We start from the raw sequence: 14,679 nt of genomic DNA on the forward strand, positions 1-14,679 counted from the left end.
GAAAATCACTTCGTGCTGGAAGATTTGCCGGAGACGGATCGCGTCTTCGGCGCTGGAGCAACGGGTTCGGGCGCCGGCACAGGCTGAGCGGGCGCAACGTCATCACCCAGTTTGTCCAAATTCATCACGACATTGCCTTCGAACCGCACCACCTCGCCGCTGTTGAGGATTCTGAGCCTGTCCGCGACCAGCGTTCCGTTCAGCAGTTTGACATCGACATGTTCATCCGAGGTTACCGTGCCCTTGTTGATGTCGATATAGGCCTGCGACATGCGGGCTTCATAGCCGGTGGAGGATTGCAGGAAGATATCCTTACGCAGATCGAGCAATTGCTGCTTGCTGTCGTAATAGCCGGTGCGGGCGTCCATCGTCACCGTGCTCTTGTCTTCCAGCATCACCTTGGCGCGCGGCGCCTTGAGTTCCATATGGTCGGGATCGGTCAGATCCTGGATCGCGGCCTTGGCCCAGACTTCGTACGGCCGCTGGTCGGTCGAAAAGCCGGCGAGATGCGGCGATTCCATCGTGATCTTGGTACCGGAAACCACCAGATTGCCGATGTCGACCGGGAGCTTCGGCAACAGCATCCGGAACGGATTGAAAACCGACACGGCGACGATGCTCGCCATCGCCAGCACCACCGCCGACGGCACCGCGATCCGCAGCATCCGTACCATCCGGCTGTGGCGCGCCGCGCTGGCAAAGCGCGCCTCCATTCCGGCGACGTAGGCTGGGTTCTGTGACGAGTTCACCGCTGCTCCAGAGCGAGGTTAGCCAGCCATTGTAGCCGGGATTGCCTCACGATGCAGCCCGGACCTCGCTTTACCAGTGTGACCGAAACGGGGCGTAAACACCCCCCAAGCACCCCGGAGACTGCTTCAAATCGCCCCGGTTCAGGAATGCGCGAAAATATCCTCGAGCTCCCAGCCGCCGAGGTCGAGCCTGGCCCGTGTCGGCAGGAAATCGAAACAGGCCTGCGCCAGTTCGGTGCGCCCCTCGCGCGCCAGCATGGCGTTGAGCCGTTCACGCAAGCCATGCAGATGCAGCACGTCGGAGGCCGCATAGGCGAGCTGCGCCTCGCTGAGGCTGGCCGAGCCCCAGTCGCTCGACTGCTGCTGCTTCGACAGGTCGATATTGAGCACCTCGCGCACCAGATCCTTCAGGCCATGCCGGTCGGTGTAGGTGCGGCTCAGTCGCGAGGCGATCTTGGTGCAGTAGACCGGCTGCGGCATCACGCCGAAGGCGTTGTAGAGGGCAGCGAGATCGAAGCGGGCAAAGTGGAAGATCTTGGTGATCTTGGGATTGGCGAGCAGCGCCTTCAGGTTCGGCGCATCGCTGTGGTCTTTCGGAATCTGGATCACGTCGGCGGTGCCGTCGCCATTCGACATCTGCACCACGCAGAGCCGGTCGCGATGCGGATTGAGCCCCATGGTCTCAGTGTCGATCGCAACCGAATCCGTGTAGCGGGAAAGATCCGGCAGATCGCCGCGATGCAGGCGGATGGTCATGGCGTTGGGAACCTCTTCGAATCGGCAGAGCCTAAAGTCCTAAGATAACGTCGAAATCGCCGCCAAACGAGGGTCCGGCTCGCCAAATCGCGTACTTTATGGGGCCTTTTCCAGAATCGGCGGAGTTGCGTCAATATGGCCGCGACCACAAAGGGGGTGCACCGATGAAAGCCGAACAGCAGCGATTGCCTCGTTTTGCCGTGCTGATCGATGCCGACAATACCTCGCCGCTGATTGCCGGCGGCTTGTTCGAGGAAGTGGCGAAATTCGGCGAGGCCAGTGTCCGCCGCATCTACGGCGATTTTTCCGGGCCGCACCTCAAATCATGGTCCGAAATCCTGCAAAAGCACGCCATCGATCCGTACCAGCAGTTTGCCTACACCAAGGGCAAGAACGCGTCTGACATCGCGCTCGTGATCGACGCCATGGACCTCTTGCACAGCGGACGGTTCGACGGCTTTTGCCTGGTGTCGTCAGACAGCGACTTTACGCGCCTTGCCTCCCGCATGCGCGAGCAAGGTGCCGACGTTTACGGCTTCGGCGCCCAGAAGACGCCGGAGAGTTTCCGGCAGGCGTGCCGCAGGTTTATTTACACCGAGAATCTTTTGCCGGCGCCGCCGACCTCCAACGCGGAGACACCCTCCAGGGCGACCTCCTTGCAGCCGCGGAGCGCTGCAATTCCAATGCTGAACAAAGCGATCTCGCAGATCGAGGACGAGGACGGCTGGGTCATGCTGGGGCAGGTCGGCACGCAGCTCTCGAACCTGTTCTCGGATTTCGACGTTCGCTCCTACGGCCATCGCAAACTCAGCGACCTCGTGCGGAAAACGGGTGCTTTTGACGTTGAGAAGATTGATGACGCGAATATGCGTATCAGGGCCAAGGCCGAAGCTGACCGTCCCAAAAGTAAGGCGAGGTAGGTTTTTCCCGGCCAGGATACAAAAGCACTTGCGCGAACCTATCGCAGCCCTTGCTAGCGATACAAGGTGCCGGGCAAGGCGTTGAAACTTCTCTTCATATCGTCGCGATAAACGACACACACACTTTCGGAGCAAGCTTTCGATGTGTAGCTTGTCGTTTCGACAACCTCTCGCCCGATTCTAACGCTCAATCGCCGGCGGCCTCGGCGTGCGCCGTCCGCGTGAATCGCATCCGTCCAGCTCATATGTTCCCGGCAATGCGGCGTCCGTCCGGCGCATCGCACGGCATCGCTCCCGACGAAAGAACGTCATGACCGAACAAATCGTGGCGGCGCCAATCGAGGAACAACCGGAACAGGAGCGCGGCTTTTCGCGCTACCAGTCATTCCTCATCGCGCTGCTGGCATTCGCGCAGTTCACGATCATTCTCGACTTCATCATCATGTCGCCGCTCGGCGCCATCCTGATGCCCGCGCTGGATATTACCGCCGGGCAATTCGGCGTCGCGGTTTCGGCCTACGCGTTCAGCGCCGGCATTTCGGGCATCCTTGCGGCCGGCTTTGCCGATCGATTCGATCGCAAGCGCCTGCTGCTGTTTTTCTATGCCGGCTTCACGTTGGGCACGCTGCTTTGCGCGGTGGCGCCAAACTATCACGTGCTTCTGCTCGGCCGGATCGTGACCGGACTGTTCGGCGGCGTGATTGGCGCCGTGGTGCTCGCCATCGTCACCGATCTGTTTCCGCTGCACCTGCGCGGCCGCGTGATGGGTTTCGTGCAAACCGCCTTCGCCGCCAGCCAGGTGCTCGGCATTCCGGCCGGACTTTTTCTCGCCAACCACTGGAGCTGGCACGTCTCTTTCGGCGCGATCGTCGGCTTGTCACTCGTCGCGATGGCCGCGATCCTGCTCGTGATGCAGCCGGTGAACGCGCATCTGCGACTGAAGCAGGAACGCAACGCGTTCGGGCACCTGATCGCGACCATCGGACAGCCGCGCTATACGCTGGCTTTCGCGGTGACGACGCTGCTGTCGACCGGCGGCTTCATGCTGATGCCGTTCGGCAGCGCCTTCACCGTGCATAATCTCGGCATCGATATCCTGCATCTTCCTACCATCTATCTGGTTTCCGGCGTTTTCAGCATTTTCATCGGGCCGCTGGTCGGACGGGCGAGCGACGCTTTCGGAAAATTCCCTACCTTTGCGTTTGGCAGCGCGGTTTCGGTGATCATGGTGCTGATCTACACGCATCTCGGCCACGTCAGTTTGACGACCGCGATCATCGTCAACGTCTTGATGTTTGTCGGCATCTTCTCACGCATGATCCCGTCGCAGGCGCTGATTTCAGCGATACCCGACGCCAGCCAGCGCGGCTCGTTCAGCGCGGTCAGCGCTTCCCTGCAGCAACTCTCCGGCGGGCTCGGGTCGGTGTTCGCCGCAGCGATCATCGCGCAAAATCCGGACGGTACGCTCCGGCATTTCGACTGGCTGGGATACGTCGTGGTCGCGACCTCGATCCTCTCGCTGATCATGATGTACTTCGTGCAGAAGTCGGTCGCGAATCAGGCCGCCAGGCGCGTGGTTTGAGGCTTGAGCGCCAGCCACGGCGCCCCGGCAGCGAGCGTCCGGTTTTGGGACCGGTCTGCCCGCTTTTCCGCGATCTCATGGGCATGGGCAATGGTGCCCAGGAAAGGACTCGAACCTTCACGGCCGTTAAGCCACTGGCACCTGAAGCCAGCGCGTCTACCAATTCCGCCACCTGGGCCCGGGCGGGTTAGTAAGGACCGGTCGCGCGCTTGTCAAATTGATGAATTGCGAGCTGCGCTATTAATTTCTTGCCCATCGCCCTTGCGGAAACCGGAGCCCACTTTTCCGGGGCGATGTGCAAATATGCTGTACAGCGACAGCGGGTTGGCGTATCGCGAATCCGCTAAATTCGCCCACGATCTCTCGAATTTGACCGCAGGAATGGACCCGGCAATGGACCCGATGGCATCGAACCAGGAAACGCTCGTCACGATCTTCGGCGGATCGGGCTTTCTGGGGCGAAACGTGGTCCGGGCGCTGGCCAAGCGCGATTATCGCATCCGGGTGGCGGTGCGGCGGCCGGAGCTGGCCGGGCATCTGCAGCCGCTTGGCAGGGTCGGCCAGATCCACGCCGTACAGGCCAATTTGCGCTATCCGGCCTCGGTCGAGGCCGCCATGCGGGATTCTCAGATCGCGATCAATCTGGTCGGCATCCTGACCGAGGGCGGCGCGCAGTCCTTTGATGCCGTGCAGACCAAGGGCCCCGAGACGATCGCCAAGGCGGCCGCGGCCGTCGGCGGGCGGATGGTGCATGTCTCCGCGATCGGCGCCGACGAGAACTCGCCGTCGGGCTATGGCCGCTCCAAGGCCGCCGGCGAACAGGCCGTGCTGGCTGCCGTGCCTTCCGCCACCATCCTGCGGCCGTCGCTGATGTTCGGGCCGGAGGATCAATTCACCAACCGTTTTGCCGCGCTCGCGCGGGTGTCGCCGGCGCTGCCGCTGATCGGCGGTGGCGAGACCCGGATGCAGCCGGTCTATGTCGGCGACGTCGCGACCGCGGTCGCCGAGGCCGTCGATGGCAAGGCAAAGCCAGGCGCGACCTATGAGCTCGGCGGGCCGGAAGTGCTGACCATGCGCGAGATCATGGAAATCATTCTTAGCATCACCGAACGTAAGCGTGCGCTGGTTTCGCTGCCGTTCGGCCTGGCGAAGCTGAACGCACTGTTCCTGCAATTCGCACCGGGCGCGCTGAAACTGACGCCGGATCAGGTCGCGATGCTGCGCTCGGACAATGTGGTGTCGGATGCGGCGAAGGCCGCAGGGCTGACGCTGGAAGGGCTCGGCATCGCTCCCGATTCGATGGAAGCGATCGCCCCGCAATACCTCTGGCGCTTCCGCGCCGCGGGCCAGTTCCAAAGGAAGGCCGTGTAACTAGTCGTCCCGGCCTAGTGCGCAATTGCGCACGGGGGCCGGGACGACCCGCGGATAAATTATCTTCCCAGCGCCAACGCGATCAGGCCGAGCGTGCCGGCGATGATGCGCCACCACGCGAAAAACGTGAAGCCGTGGCGCGTGACGTAGGTCAGGAAGGTCTTCACCACGATCATCGCTGTAATGAAGGAGACCACGAAGCCGATCGCGACGACGCCGATGTGATCGGTCGTCATCTCGCCGCGGTTCTTATAGAAATCATAGGCGAAGGCACCGATCATGGTCGGGATCGCCAGGAAGAACGAGAATTCAGCGGCCGACCGCTTGTCACCGCCGAGCAACATCGCTGCCACGATGCTGGCGCCGGAGCGCGACACGCCGGGAATCATCGCCACGCACTGCGCGATGCCGATCCACAGATACATCATCAGCGGATACCGCGTGGCATCGTCCTCGCGCGGTTTGAGTTCGAGCTGATCGACCCAGATCAGGATTGCGCCACCGACGATCAGCGAGAAACACACCACCCACGGATTGAACAGCAGTTCCTTGATGTATTTGCCGGCAACCAGGCCGACGATCACCGCCGGCAGGAACGCCACCAGCACGCCGATGACGAAGCGCCGGTCGTCGGGATTGGAGAACATCCCGAGAGCCACCCGCCACAATTTGCTGAAATAGAGCACCACGATCGCGAGAATCGCGCCGAGCTGAATCAGCACGGCAAAACTCTGCCAGAAATTGCCCTCGCCGAGGCCGAAGAAGCGTTGCGCCAGCAGCAAATGCCCGGTCGAGGAAACCGGCACGAATTCCGTGACACCCTCGATGATGCCGAGAATCACCGCCCGCACTGCATCTGACATCATGATTGGGTCCGTTCAGATCGAAAACCAGCCGAAAAAGCCGCGCCCTTCTCGCCTATTCGAACCCATCTCGCAATCGCAAAAAAACAGCAAACACCGGTTGCCTCGTATGCAGGCTCGGCTATAGCGTTTCGAGCGAACCGAACCCGGATCGCGTGGCAATGTGCGTGAGGAAAACGCGCCGAAACAAGTGATTGCGGCCTCCCTTCTGATTTCAATCGGGACCCGAATAGGGTCTAGTGGCTCCGTTCGACTGACGCGGCCTTGGAGAGATTGAGGGTTTTTTAAGCGCCGCGAACTAACCCCGAGGATTCCTGATCCAAGGGCTTCCAGTTCCAAGGGCTTCCGATTCAAGGACTTCATGTACACGCTGCACCATCATCCGTTCTGCCCGCATTCGCGTTTCATTCGCCTGATCCTCGGCGAACACGGCCTCGATTTGCGCCTGGTGGAAGAACGGGTCTGGGAACGTCGCGAGGCGTTTCTCGCGCTCAACCCCGCGGGCACCACGCCGGTCCTGATCGCCGAAGGCTATCCCGCGATACCCGGCGTCGGCATCATCGCCGAATATCTCGATGAGGTGCATGGCCCCAGTGCCGACGAGCGGCGGATGCTGCCGGTCTCGATGGGCGAGCGCATCGAGGTGCGCCGCCTGATGGCATGGTTCAACGAGAAATTTTTCGAGGAGGCCTCCAATCCGCTGGTGACCGAGCGCATCTACAAGCGCTTCATGGCTGAGGAGAATGGCGGCGGCGCCCCGGCGGCCGACGTGATCCGCGCGGCCAAGGTCAATGTGCGCTATCATCTGGCCTATATCGGCTGGCTGGCGCAGACGCGGAACTTCCTTGCCGGCGACCGGCTGACCTACGCGGACCTCGCCGCCGCGGCGCATCTTTCGGCGATCGATTATCTGGGCGACGTGCCATGGAGCGAGGACGACGCGGCAAAGGCGTGGTACGCGCGGGTGAAATCCCGCCCGTCGTTCCGCCCGCTGCTGAGCGAATGGCTGGCCGGCGTGCCGGCGTCGCAGAGCTACGTGGACCTCGACTTCTGAACAAGGCCAAACTCTCCGGCGAAGACCTCAAGGCCGCGCTGGCGCATGAAGCGCGCGCGCTCGGCTTCGATGGCATCGGCGTCACCGGTCCCGAAGCGATCGCGCAGGCCGGCATGCATTTTCGTGAGTTCCTTCAGACCGGCGCCCATGGCGACATGGACTGGCTTGCCGCCAGCCCCGAGCGCCGCACCGATCCGCGCGTGTTGTGGCCCGGCGTGCGCTCGGTGATCATGCTCGGCGTCAATTACGGGCCGGATGAAAATCCGCTGCACATTCTCGAAAAGCGCACGCGCGGTGCGATCTCGGTCTATGCGCAAGGTGACGACTATCACGATTTGATCAAGAAGCGCCTCAAGGCACTCGCGCGATGGCTGGTCGCGATGTCGGGCGACGAAGTCAAAGTGTTCGTCGATACCGCGGCCGTGATGGAAAAGCCGCTGGCGCAGGCGGCTGGATTGGGCTGGCAGGGCAAGCACACCAATCTGGTGTCGCGCGAGTTTGGATCATGGCTGTTTCTCGGCGCGATCTACACCGCCTCCGACCTGCCGCGCGATACGGCGGACGCCGACCATTGCGGCTCCTGCCGCGCGTGCCAGGACATCTGCCCGACCGCGGCATTCCCGGCCCCCTACAAGCTCGATGCGCGCCGCTGCATTTCCTATCTCACGATCGAAAACAAGGGCCCGATCCCGCGCGAATTCCGTAAAGCCATCGGCAACCGCATCTATGGCTGCGACGATTGCCTCGCCATATGCCCGTGGAACAAGTTCGCCCAACAAGGGCGCGAAACAAGACTCGCCGCCCGCGCGGAGTTGCGTGCGCCAGCACTTTCGGAATTAGCCCGGCTCGACGATGGCGCGTTTCGCGCGCTGTTTGCGAAATCGCCGGTCAAGCGTATCGGCCGCGACCGCTTCATTCGCAATGTGCTGATTGCGGTCGGCAACTCCGGCGATGCATCACTGGCGCATGAGGCCGAACGACTGCTTGACGACGAAAGCGCGCTGGTGCGGGGCGCAGCGGCCTGGGCGCTGTCGCAGCTGATGGCACCGGAAGCCTTTGCCGAACTGGCGAACCGCGCAGCAGCCGGCGAGACCGACGCGACTGTTCGCGCGGAATGGATGGATTGCGCCCTGCCCGCTTGATTTTATCGCGTGGGTTCCGTCATGTTCGCCGGCCATGACAAATCAGCCATTCTTCGCCAAAAACGGCGACGCCTTCATCCCCAATCCGGTCTCGAACGGTCCGTGGGACCCGAGCTCGATGCACGGTCGCGTCGTGGTCGGTCTGTTGGCCCACGTGATCGAGGAGCGTCACGGCTCCGACGACTTCGTGCCGGCACGGCTGACGGTCGACATGTTCCGGCTGCCGGACATCCACACACCGGTGGAAGTCACCACGCGGCTGATCCGCGAGGGCCTGCGGATCAAGGTGGTGGAAGCCGAGTTTTTCTCCGGCACCACCCGCATGGCGCGCGCTTCCTGCCAGTTGTTGCGCCGGACGGAAAATGCGCCCGGCAATGTCTGGTCGCCGTCAAACTGGGACGCGCCGCTGCCCGAAACGATCCCGACGCCGACCGACCCCAAGCTCGGCATGAACGGCAAATGGACGACCAGGCCGATCACGGGCCGCATGGGCTCGCTCGGCCCCCGGCGTTTGTGGATGAGCGAGGTCCGTGAGCTGGTCGAGGGCGTGCCGATGTCACCCTTCGTCCACGTCGCCACCGGCGCGGACTTTGCGAGCCCGTTTGCCAATGCGGGCGATAAGGGCCTCGGCTACATCAACAGCGACGTCACATTGTATCTGCACCGCCTGCCGGTGACGCGATGGATCGGCTTCGACGTCGTCAACCATCACGCCAGCGACGGCGTCGCGATCGGCGAGTGCTGGCTCTATGACGAGAAGGGCCCGATCGGCACGTCGACGGTGGCCGCACTGGCGCAGAAGAAGCCGATGACGAACGTACCGCCGCCGTAGGATTCTTTTTCCGTCATTCCGGGGCATCGCGCAGCGATGAACCCGGAATCTCGCGCCACAACTTCTAAATTCCGGGTTCGCGCTTCGAGCGCCCCGGAATGACGGGCTATTCCACCAAATGCCGCGCCATCTCGGGCCGCGCCTTCAGCGCCGCACCCTGCTTAGCAACAATCTTGGCGATTCGCTCGGGCGCGAAATTCAGCTGGACGAAAGCCGGCGCGGTGTTGGCGACCTCGTGGTATTCGAGAATCTTGCCGTCGCGCAGCCGCATGATCGAAACGCCCTCGAACATCGCCCGCGCTCCCTTGGCCTCCGGCAGCGTCGAGCGGTAGCTGAACGTATAGCGCGCATAGAGCGTCTGGCCGTCGCTGACCGGGCTGTGCATGTCCCAGCGAAAGTCGGTGGCCGTGCGATAGAACCAGTCGTCGATCAACTCGGCGATTTTGGCGCGGCCGGCGAAGGCGCCGTAGAACACGTCGTGATAGACGCCGTCTTCGGTGAACAATTCGGCGAACGCCTTGCCGTTGTGCTGTTCGACGCCGTCGCAGAACGCGCGCAGCAGCTCCGATGTGTTCATGGCGTTTCTCTCCCTTACGTTTTTCTTCCCCTCTCCCCTTGTGGGAGAGGGTGGCGGCTCACGAAGTGAGACGACGGGTGAGGGGTCTGTCTCCACAAATTCATTGCCCGCGGAGAGAACCCCTCATCCGGCGCCATAGCCGATGCGAAGCATCGGCGTTCCAAAACGGCGGCCGTAGGCCGCCTACGCCACCTTCTCCCACAAGGGGAGAAGGGAAGAAGAGTCTTACCCGATCTCCGCCACCGCGGCGATGATCCGCGCGATGTCCTGCGGCCGCGACAGGCGGTGATCGCCGTCCTGGATCATGGTCAACACCACGTCCTCGCTCGGCAGCCGGTGCGCCAATGCGAACGCGTGCTGCCATGGCACGTCAGGGTCCTGCGCGCCCTGCAGGATGCGGACGGGGCAACCGACCTCGATGGCGCTGCCGAGCAGAAGGTGGTTGCGGCCGTCCTCGATCAGCGCGCGCGTGATCGGGTAGGGCGCGCCATCGCCATAGGGCGACGGCCGCATCCAGACACCCTTGGTCTGGATCTCCCGCTGAATTTCGGGCGTAAAGTGATTCCACATCAACTGCTCGGTGAAATCAGGCGCCGGTGCGATCAGCACCAGTCCCGCCAGGCTTGCCTGCGATGCCTGGCTCGCCTGCGATGCCGCCTGGCTCGCTTCCCGCTTTGCGATCTCGCGCGCCAACAGCAGCGCCATCCAGCCGCCCATGGACGAGCCGATCACGACCTGGGGGCCGCGACAAAACCGCGCGAACACGGCAACGCTCTCCTCCAGCCAGCGCCCGATGGTGCCGTCGATGAAGGCGCCGCCGGATTCGCCATGGCCGGAATAGTCGAACCGGACGCAGGCGCGGCCCTGTTCGGCGGCCCAGGCATCCAGCGCCAGCGCCTTGGTGCCCTTCATGTCGGAGTTGAACCCACCCAGCCAGATCAGGCCGGGAGTACCTCCGGCCCGGGCCCTCACCGCGATTTTGCGCTTGTCCTCGCCGCTACCCACCTCGATGAAGGCCGGTTCCTGATCGTTTACCACTGAATTGGTCATGGATTCACTACTCTTGCCCGCTGCTTTGTCGGCGAGCCCACCTCTTGGGTCAACCACCGGTCAACGCCGGCAAGCGCACAGGCAATATCGGGGCTGTCCTTGCGGAACGTGCCGTTGCGCTATATTTGCCGGGCGTGACCAAAATGCCTCGCATTTGACGGTTTTCGAGCGCAGACAGCGAGTTCGCTTGCTCAGCGCCGCGTATTGCTTCAAAATATAGCCTTCCTTCACAGCATTGGAGAATTACCCATTCGCCGTCCCAACAGAGCCCCGCCCGCTGCAGCCAAAGACGGGCCGCGCACCAATGATGAAATCCGCAACGCGCAGATCCAGCTGATCGATCAGAACGGCCTCAACCACGGCACCGTCGAAACCGTGCTGGCCGTCAAGATGGCCCTTGAAGCGGGCATGGATCTTGTCGAGATTTCGCCGAACAATAATCCTCCCGTTTGCAAAATCATGGACTACGGGAAGTTCAAATATTCCGCGCAGAAAAAAGCCGCTGAAGCCCGCAAGAAGCAGAAGGTCGTCGAGATCAAGGAGATCAAGCTGCGGCCGATGATCGACGATCACGATTACGACGTGAAGATGCGCGCGATGCAGCGGTTCTTCGAGGAAGGCGACAAGGTCAAAATCACCCTGCGCTACCGCGGCCGCGAAATGGCCCACCAGGAGATCGGCACCAAGCTCTTGGACAAGGTCAAGGCCGACGTCGCCGAATTCGCCAAGGTCGAGCAGGACGCGCGATTCGAAGGCCGCCAGGTCGTGATGGTACTGGCGCCGCGCTAACCAGCGAAACGCGTCGTTCGTATTTGCAGATCAATAGTGTGACACGCCCTTGGAGTTGCTCCGGGGGCGTTTTCATTTGCATGGCCGAGGCCCTTGGCGTCACGCCGAAACCTCGACGTCCCGGCGTTGGCGGGCCGAAATCATGGCGGCATCGATGCACGCAATGATGTGCCGCCCGTAGTCGCCGGTAACCGGCACATCCACGTCATGAACGATCGCCGTCGCCATCGCCTGCCATTCCCTGACGACGGCGTTCTGCATCCACGCGGGATCATGGGAGTTCGGAACGTCGGTCCACTTTCCATTCTGCCCGATGGCGACCCCGCGATCTAAATCGATCCGCAGCGTGCCGCGCTCGCAGACGAGGTCGAGATCGAAGGTTCCGCCGCCGTCCCGGAAGCCGATGCTGGCCACCTGGGCGAACCGGCTGTCGGTAAAGCGCAGTAGCATCATGGCGCTGTCATCGGCTTTTTGATCGTGAAACGACGCGCTGACCGCGGCCGAAACCGACCCGACCCGGCCGTTCATCAGCCAGACCAGCTGGTCCAGCGCATGGATCCCGGCGGTCATCAGCATGCCGCCGCCGGTGGCGGGATCAAGGTGCCAGCCACGGCGGTTCTGCTCCATCCAGATTTTCTGCAGCGAACTCGACCCCGTCACGGGCTTGCCGAGTTCACCGCGATCCAGGATCTGGCGCGCGACGAGGCAGGGCCACACGAAATGCATGATCTGCCCGACCATCAATTTGCGACGGCCGGTTTCGGCGGCCGCAATGATGCGGCTGCATTCGGCGACCGACAGCGCCATCGGCTTTTCCAGCAACACATGCTTGCCGGCTTGCAGCGCGGCCACCGCCAATTCGCAATGCAGGTGATGCGGGGCCGTGATCGCGACGGCGTCGACCGACTTGTCACCCAGCATCGCGCGCCAATCGCCATATGGCTTGCCGCCATGTTCGGCGGCGAAAGCTTCGGCGAGCGCCAGTTCCTCCGCGCACACCGCGACGACGCTGATATCCGGAACGGCCGCAATCGCGCGCGCATGAAAGGCGCCGAAAAATCCGGCGCCCAGAATACCTACTCCCAGCATCAGGTGCCCCTTGATCGAAGCGCGTCTTTCGCGCGTGTCGTCAAGCTACAGCCAATGCGGCGGATACGGCAAAAATCAGCTGCGGGTGGCCTGCCAGGTGCCGCTGCAGCGATCGCCGGTGATGATGCCGCTCCATGAGCCGGCGCCGCTGGTGCCGGCGAGCCGGCCGCCGCCGCTGGCCTTGGATGCGCCAACCGACACGTTGACGGCAACCGCGCCGCCACGGCTGACCGAGCCGGAGACCCTGCCCCCGCCTGCCGATGACACCCGGGTTCCCATCACCTGGAACGGGACGCTGTAGCCGGAACTGCAATTACCCCGGGTGGTGGCGAACACCACGTTCCAGGTGCCGTTGTAGGCGCCTGAGGCTCTGGCCGCGTCGGCGGTGGAGGGCACCACGGTCACGGCAAGCGCCGCGAACACGGGGAGCCAGCGCAGGGTCGAAAAGTGGGAAAAGATGGGGAAGCGGGAAATGGAACGATGAAACCTGGTCATTTTGGTCCTGTTCGGGCTGAGACTGGGATCACATCAACGACTTCGTCACAGCACAGGGTTTACCGGTTCAACGTTGCAAACATGCGTCTGGTCTGCCATAAGCCCAGCCTTCATCGCCCGGCTGATTAAGGGCTGCCGTGTCGATGACCCCGTGCGGGTGGTTTCGTTTTCGAAAAAACCTGAGCACTTTCAACGCTCTAACGAGCATTTTAAGCCGCAAAAGCGCCCCTCGGGGCGCGTTTTCCTGTGGCCATAGGAGAGCCAAATGCCCAAGCTGAAGACCAAGTCAGGCGCTAAAAAGCGCTTCAAGGTGACTGCCACCGGCAAAGTGATGCACGCCCAGCGCGGCAAGCGCCACGGCATGATCAAGCGGACGAAGAAGCAGATTCGTCAGCTCCGCGGCACGCGCGTGCTGTTCAAGACCGACGGCGACAACGTCAAGAAGTACTTCTTGCCGAACGCCTGATCGCGCTCGCGTTTCCGATTTAGCCGGCCGCGTGCGCGCGGCAATCCGTCACCTGATTTCAGATTTTAAGGATAGCAGTCATGTCTCGCGTCAAACGCGGTGTGACCTCTCACGCCAAGCACAAGAAAGTCTACAAGGCCGCCAAGGGCTTTTCCGGCCGCCGCAAGAACACCATCCGCGCCGCCAAGGCCGCGGTCGAAAAGGCCGGGCAATATGCCTTCCGTGACCGCAAGCGCAAGAAGCGCACGTTCCGCGCGCTCTGGATCCAGCGCATCAATGCCGCGGTCCGTCCGTTCGGCATGACCTACAGCGTCTTTATCAACGGCCTCTCGAAGTCGGGCATCACGGTGGACCGCAAGGTGCTGTCGGATCTCGCTATCACCGAGCCGGCGGCGTTCCAGGCGATCGCTGAAAAGGCCAAGGCTGCGCTCGCAGCCTGAGGTGCTCGACTTGAGGCGTCAGCGAGCCCGTGCAGGGCTCGCAGCTTTCAGCGCACGCTGCGAGTAACGCTGGGCGACCTTCGCCCGGCAGAACGCAGCGAACGAAATATACATGGTGCCCTCCTCGCCGCTGTACTTGCGGTCGCAGGCATCCTTTTCGCGCTGATAGGCCCTTTTCTGCTGCGCCTTGAGGCGGGCGAGGAAGTCGCCCTCGCATTTCGTTTCAACGGCGTCGGTGAGGCCAACGTCGCCGGTGGCCCCGCCTGAGCAGGCCGAGGCGATTTGCATGGCACGGTTGCAGCTCGCCGCCTTCATCGCAGCCAAGACGTCGTCCCTCGACTTCGCCGGACAGTCCTCGGCGGCGGCGGGTGCGGCAAACGACAGAACGAGGGCCAGAACGGCCACCCCAGGTCCAAAACGCATCAATTGCTCCTTCTCGAACTCACCGTGAGTAGAGCGTGCGGGATCGAGGGTTCAAAAGCCGCCTGCTTCAGTTACGGGCTT

At 62.6% G+C, this 14,679-nt stretch carries 17 protein-coding genes and 1 tRNA gene; 9 read left to right on the top strand and 9 right to left on the bottom strand.

Translation table 11 applies throughout. The features are described from left to right. Positions 1–5: 5 nt before the first annotated feature. Positions 6–749, bottom strand: a complete 744-nt coding sequence (lptC, locus tag JQ611_RS20855; RefSeq protein ID WP_212264090.1) for an LPS export ABC transporter periplasmic protein LptC — start codon at positions 747–749, stop codon at positions 6–8. Positions 750–890: 141 nt separating this feature from the next. After that, the gene (locus JQ611_RS20860; protein WP_212264091.1) at positions 891–1,505 is read right to left on the bottom strand and encodes a ribonuclease D; all 615 of its coding nucleotides are present in this window, start codon (positions 1,503–1,505) and stop codon (positions 891–893) included. Between the two features lie 164 nt (positions 1,506–1,669). On the opposite strand from JQ611_RS20860, the gene JQ611_RS20865 reads away from it, so the two are divergent. Together JQ611_RS20865 and JQ611_RS20870 are read left to right on the top strand one after the other, a co-directional pair. After that, the gene (locus JQ611_RS20865) at positions 1,670–2,425 is read left to right on the top strand and encodes an NYN domain-containing protein (protein WP_212264092.1); all 756 of its coding nucleotides are present in this window, start codon (positions 1,670–1,672) and stop codon (positions 2,423–2,425) included. Positions 2,426–2,735: 310 nt separating this feature from the next. Continuing rightward, complete coding sequence (locus JQ611_RS20870; RefSeq protein ID WP_212466445.1) at positions 2,736–4,007, top strand: MFS transporter; 1,272 nt, start codon at positions 2,736–2,738, stop codon at positions 4,005–4,007. A gap of 91 nt (positions 4,008–4,098) precedes the next feature. Here JQ611_RS20870 and JQ611_RS20875 read toward each other — a convergent pair. After that, positions 4,099–4,185, bottom strand: a tRNA-Leu gene (locus JQ611_RS20875). Between the two features lie 215 nt (positions 4,186–4,400). Between JQ611_RS20875 and JQ611_RS20880 the strand changes: the two genes are divergently transcribed. After that, entirely contained in the window at positions 4,401–5,378 is a 978-nt protein-coding gene (locus tag JQ611_RS20880; RefSeq protein ID WP_212466446.1) for a complex I NDUFA9 subunit family protein, read from the top strand. A gap of 59 nt (positions 5,379–5,437) precedes the next feature. Here the strand turns inward: JQ611_RS20880 and JQ611_RS20885 are convergent, their stop codons facing one another. After that, on the bottom strand, positions 5,438–6,244 hold the full coding sequence (locus JQ611_RS20885; protein ID WP_212466447.1) for an undecaprenyl-diphosphate phosphatase: 807 nt from the start codon (positions 6,242–6,244) through the stop codon (positions 5,438–5,440). A 358-nt stretch (positions 6,245–6,602) separates the two neighbouring features. Between JQ611_RS20885 and JQ611_RS20890 the strand changes: the two genes are divergently transcribed. From JQ611_RS20890 to JQ611_RS20900, 3 genes are read left to right on the top strand one after another with little or no spacing between them, the layout of a single operon-like run. Continuing rightward, positions 6,603–7,295 (top strand): glutathione S-transferase family protein, encoded by a 693-nt coding sequence (locus JQ611_RS20890; RefSeq protein ID WP_212466448.1) that lies wholly within the window; start codon positions 6,603–6,605, stop codon positions 7,293–7,295. Beyond that, entirely contained in the window at positions 7,244–8,437 is a 1,194-nt protein-coding gene (queG, locus tag JQ611_RS20895) for a tRNA epoxyqueuosine(34) reductase QueG (RefSeq protein ID WP_212466449.1), read from the top strand. The genes JQ611_RS20890 and queG overlap by 52 nt, the downstream gene beginning before the upstream one ends. 34 nt (positions 8,438–8,471) lie before the next feature. Beyond that, on the top strand, positions 8,472–9,269 hold the full coding sequence (locus tag JQ611_RS20900; protein ID WP_212466450.1) for an acyl-CoA thioesterase domain-containing protein: 798 nt from the start codon (positions 8,472–8,474) through the stop codon (positions 9,267–9,269). Between the two features lie 106 nt (positions 9,270–9,375). Here the strand turns inward: JQ611_RS20900 and JQ611_RS20905 are convergent, their stop codons facing one another. Then, a complete protein-coding gene (locus JQ611_RS20905; protein ID WP_212386277.1) occupies positions 9,376–9,846 on the bottom strand; it encodes a nuclear transport factor 2 family protein in 471 nt (156 codons plus the stop codon). A 225-nt stretch (positions 9,847–10,071) separates the two neighbouring features. After that, positions 10,072–10,896: a carboxylesterase gene (locus JQ611_RS20910; protein WP_212466451.1), complete on the bottom strand. Its 825-nt coding sequence runs from the start codon at positions 10,894–10,896 to the stop codon at positions 10,072–10,074. A gap of 249 nt (positions 10,897–11,145) precedes the next feature. Between JQ611_RS20910 and infC the strand changes: the two genes are divergently transcribed. Next, complete coding sequence (infC, locus tag JQ611_RS20915; RefSeq protein ID WP_212264220.1) at positions 11,146–11,685, top strand: translation initiation factor IF-3; 540 nt, start codon at positions 11,146–11,148, stop codon at positions 11,683–11,685. Between the two features lie 99 nt (positions 11,686–11,784). Here the strand turns inward: infC and JQ611_RS20920 are convergent, their stop codons facing one another. Further along, positions 11,785–12,774 carry a Gfo/Idh/MocA family protein gene (locus JQ611_RS20920; protein WP_212466452.1) on the bottom strand — a complete coding sequence of 330 codons (990 nt, stop codon included), beginning with the start codon at positions 12,772–12,774 and terminating at the stop codon, positions 11,785–11,787. A gap of 75 nt (positions 12,775–12,849) precedes the next feature. Further along, a complete protein-coding gene (locus JQ611_RS20925; protein ID WP_212264100.1) occupies positions 12,850–13,269 on the bottom strand; it encodes a hypothetical protein in 420 nt (139 codons plus the stop codon). A 265-nt stretch (positions 13,270–13,534) separates the two neighbouring features. Here JQ611_RS20925 and rpmI point away from each other — a divergent pair, with 265 nt between their 5' ends. Beyond that, entirely contained in the window at positions 13,535–13,735 is a 201-nt protein-coding gene (gene rpmI / locus JQ611_RS20930) for a 50S ribosomal protein L35 (RefSeq protein ID WP_008539890.1), read from the top strand. Positions 13,736–13,815: 80 nt separating this feature from the next. Further along, the gene (gene rplT, locus JQ611_RS20935) at positions 13,816–14,175 is read left to right on the top strand and encodes a 50S ribosomal protein L20 (protein ID WP_192736192.1); all 360 of its coding nucleotides are present in this window, start codon (positions 13,816–13,818) and stop codon (positions 14,173–14,175) included. Positions 14,176–14,193: 18 nt separating this feature from the next. Here the strand turns inward: rplT and JQ611_RS20940 are convergent, their stop codons facing one another. Then, positions 14,194–14,598, bottom strand: coding sequence for a hypothetical protein (locus JQ611_RS20940; protein ID WP_212466453.1), 405 nt, complete (start codon positions 14,596–14,598; stop codon positions 14,194–14,196). Between the last annotated feature and the right edge of the window lie 81 nt (positions 14,599–14,679).

The organism is Bradyrhizobium sp. AUGA SZCCT0182, assembly GCF_018130185.1.
Taxonomy (GTDB): domain Bacteria; phylum Pseudomonadota; class Alphaproteobacteria; order Rhizobiales; family Xanthobacteraceae; genus Bradyrhizobium.

Bases quoted from the DNA above. Each gene is read 5' to 3' on its own strand.
- JQ611_RS20925 (WP_212264100.1), bottom strand. From the start codon at position 13,269: ATGACCAGGTTTCATCGTTCCATTTCCCGCTTCCCCATCTTTTCCCAC.
- JQ611_RS20920 (WP_212466452.1), bottom strand. From the start codon at position 12,774: ATGCTGGGAGTAGGTATTCTGGGCGCCGGATTTTTCGGCGCCTTTCAT.
- rpmI (WP_008539890.1), top strand. From the start codon at position 13,535: ATGCCCAAGCTGAAGACCAAGTCAGGCGCTAAAAAGCGCTTCAAGGTG.
- JQ611_RS20910 (WP_212466451.1), bottom strand. From the start codon at position 10,896: ATGACCAATTCAGTGGTAAACGATCAGGAACCGGCCTTCATCGAGGTG.
- JQ611_RS20890 (WP_212466448.1), top strand. From the start codon at position 6,603: ATGTACACGCTGCACCATCATCCGTTCTGCCCGCATTCGCGTTTCATT.
- rplT (WP_192736192.1), top strand. From the start codon at position 13,816: ATGTCTCGCGTCAAACGCGGTGTGACCTCTCACGCCAAGCACAAGAAA.
- JQ611_RS20900 (WP_212466450.1), top strand. From the start codon at position 8,472: ATGACAAATCAGCCATTCTTCGCCAAAAACGGCGACGCCTTCATCCCC.
- JQ611_RS20885 (WP_212466447.1), bottom strand. From the start codon at position 6,244: ATGATGTCAGATGCAGTGCGGGCGGTGATTCTCGGCATCATCGAGGGT.
- JQ611_RS20860 (WP_212264091.1), bottom strand. From the start codon at position 1,505: ATGACCATCCGCCTGCATCGCGGCGATCTGCCGGATCTTTCCCGCTAC.
- queG (WP_212466449.1), top strand. From the start codon at position 7,244: ATGGCTGGCCGGCGTGCCGGCGTCGCAGAGCTACGTGGACCTCGACTT.
- JQ611_RS20905 (WP_212386277.1), bottom strand. From the start codon at position 9,846: ATGAACACATCGGAGCTGCTGCGCGCGTTCTGCGACGGCGTCGAACAG.
- JQ611_RS20940 (WP_212466453.1), bottom strand. From the start codon at position 14,598: ATGCGTTTTGGACCTGGGGTGGCCGTTCTGGCCCTCGTTCTGTCGTTT.
- JQ611_RS20865 (WP_212264092.1), top strand. From the start codon at position 1,670: ATGAAAGCCGAACAGCAGCGATTGCCTCGTTTTGCCGTGCTGATCGAT.
- JQ611_RS20870 (WP_212466445.1), top strand. From the start codon at position 2,736: ATGACCGAACAAATCGTGGCGGCGCCAATCGAGGAACAACCGGAACAG.
- JQ611_RS20880 (WP_212466446.1), top strand. From the start codon at position 4,401: ATGGACCCGATGGCATCGAACCAGGAAACGCTCGTCACGATCTTCGGC.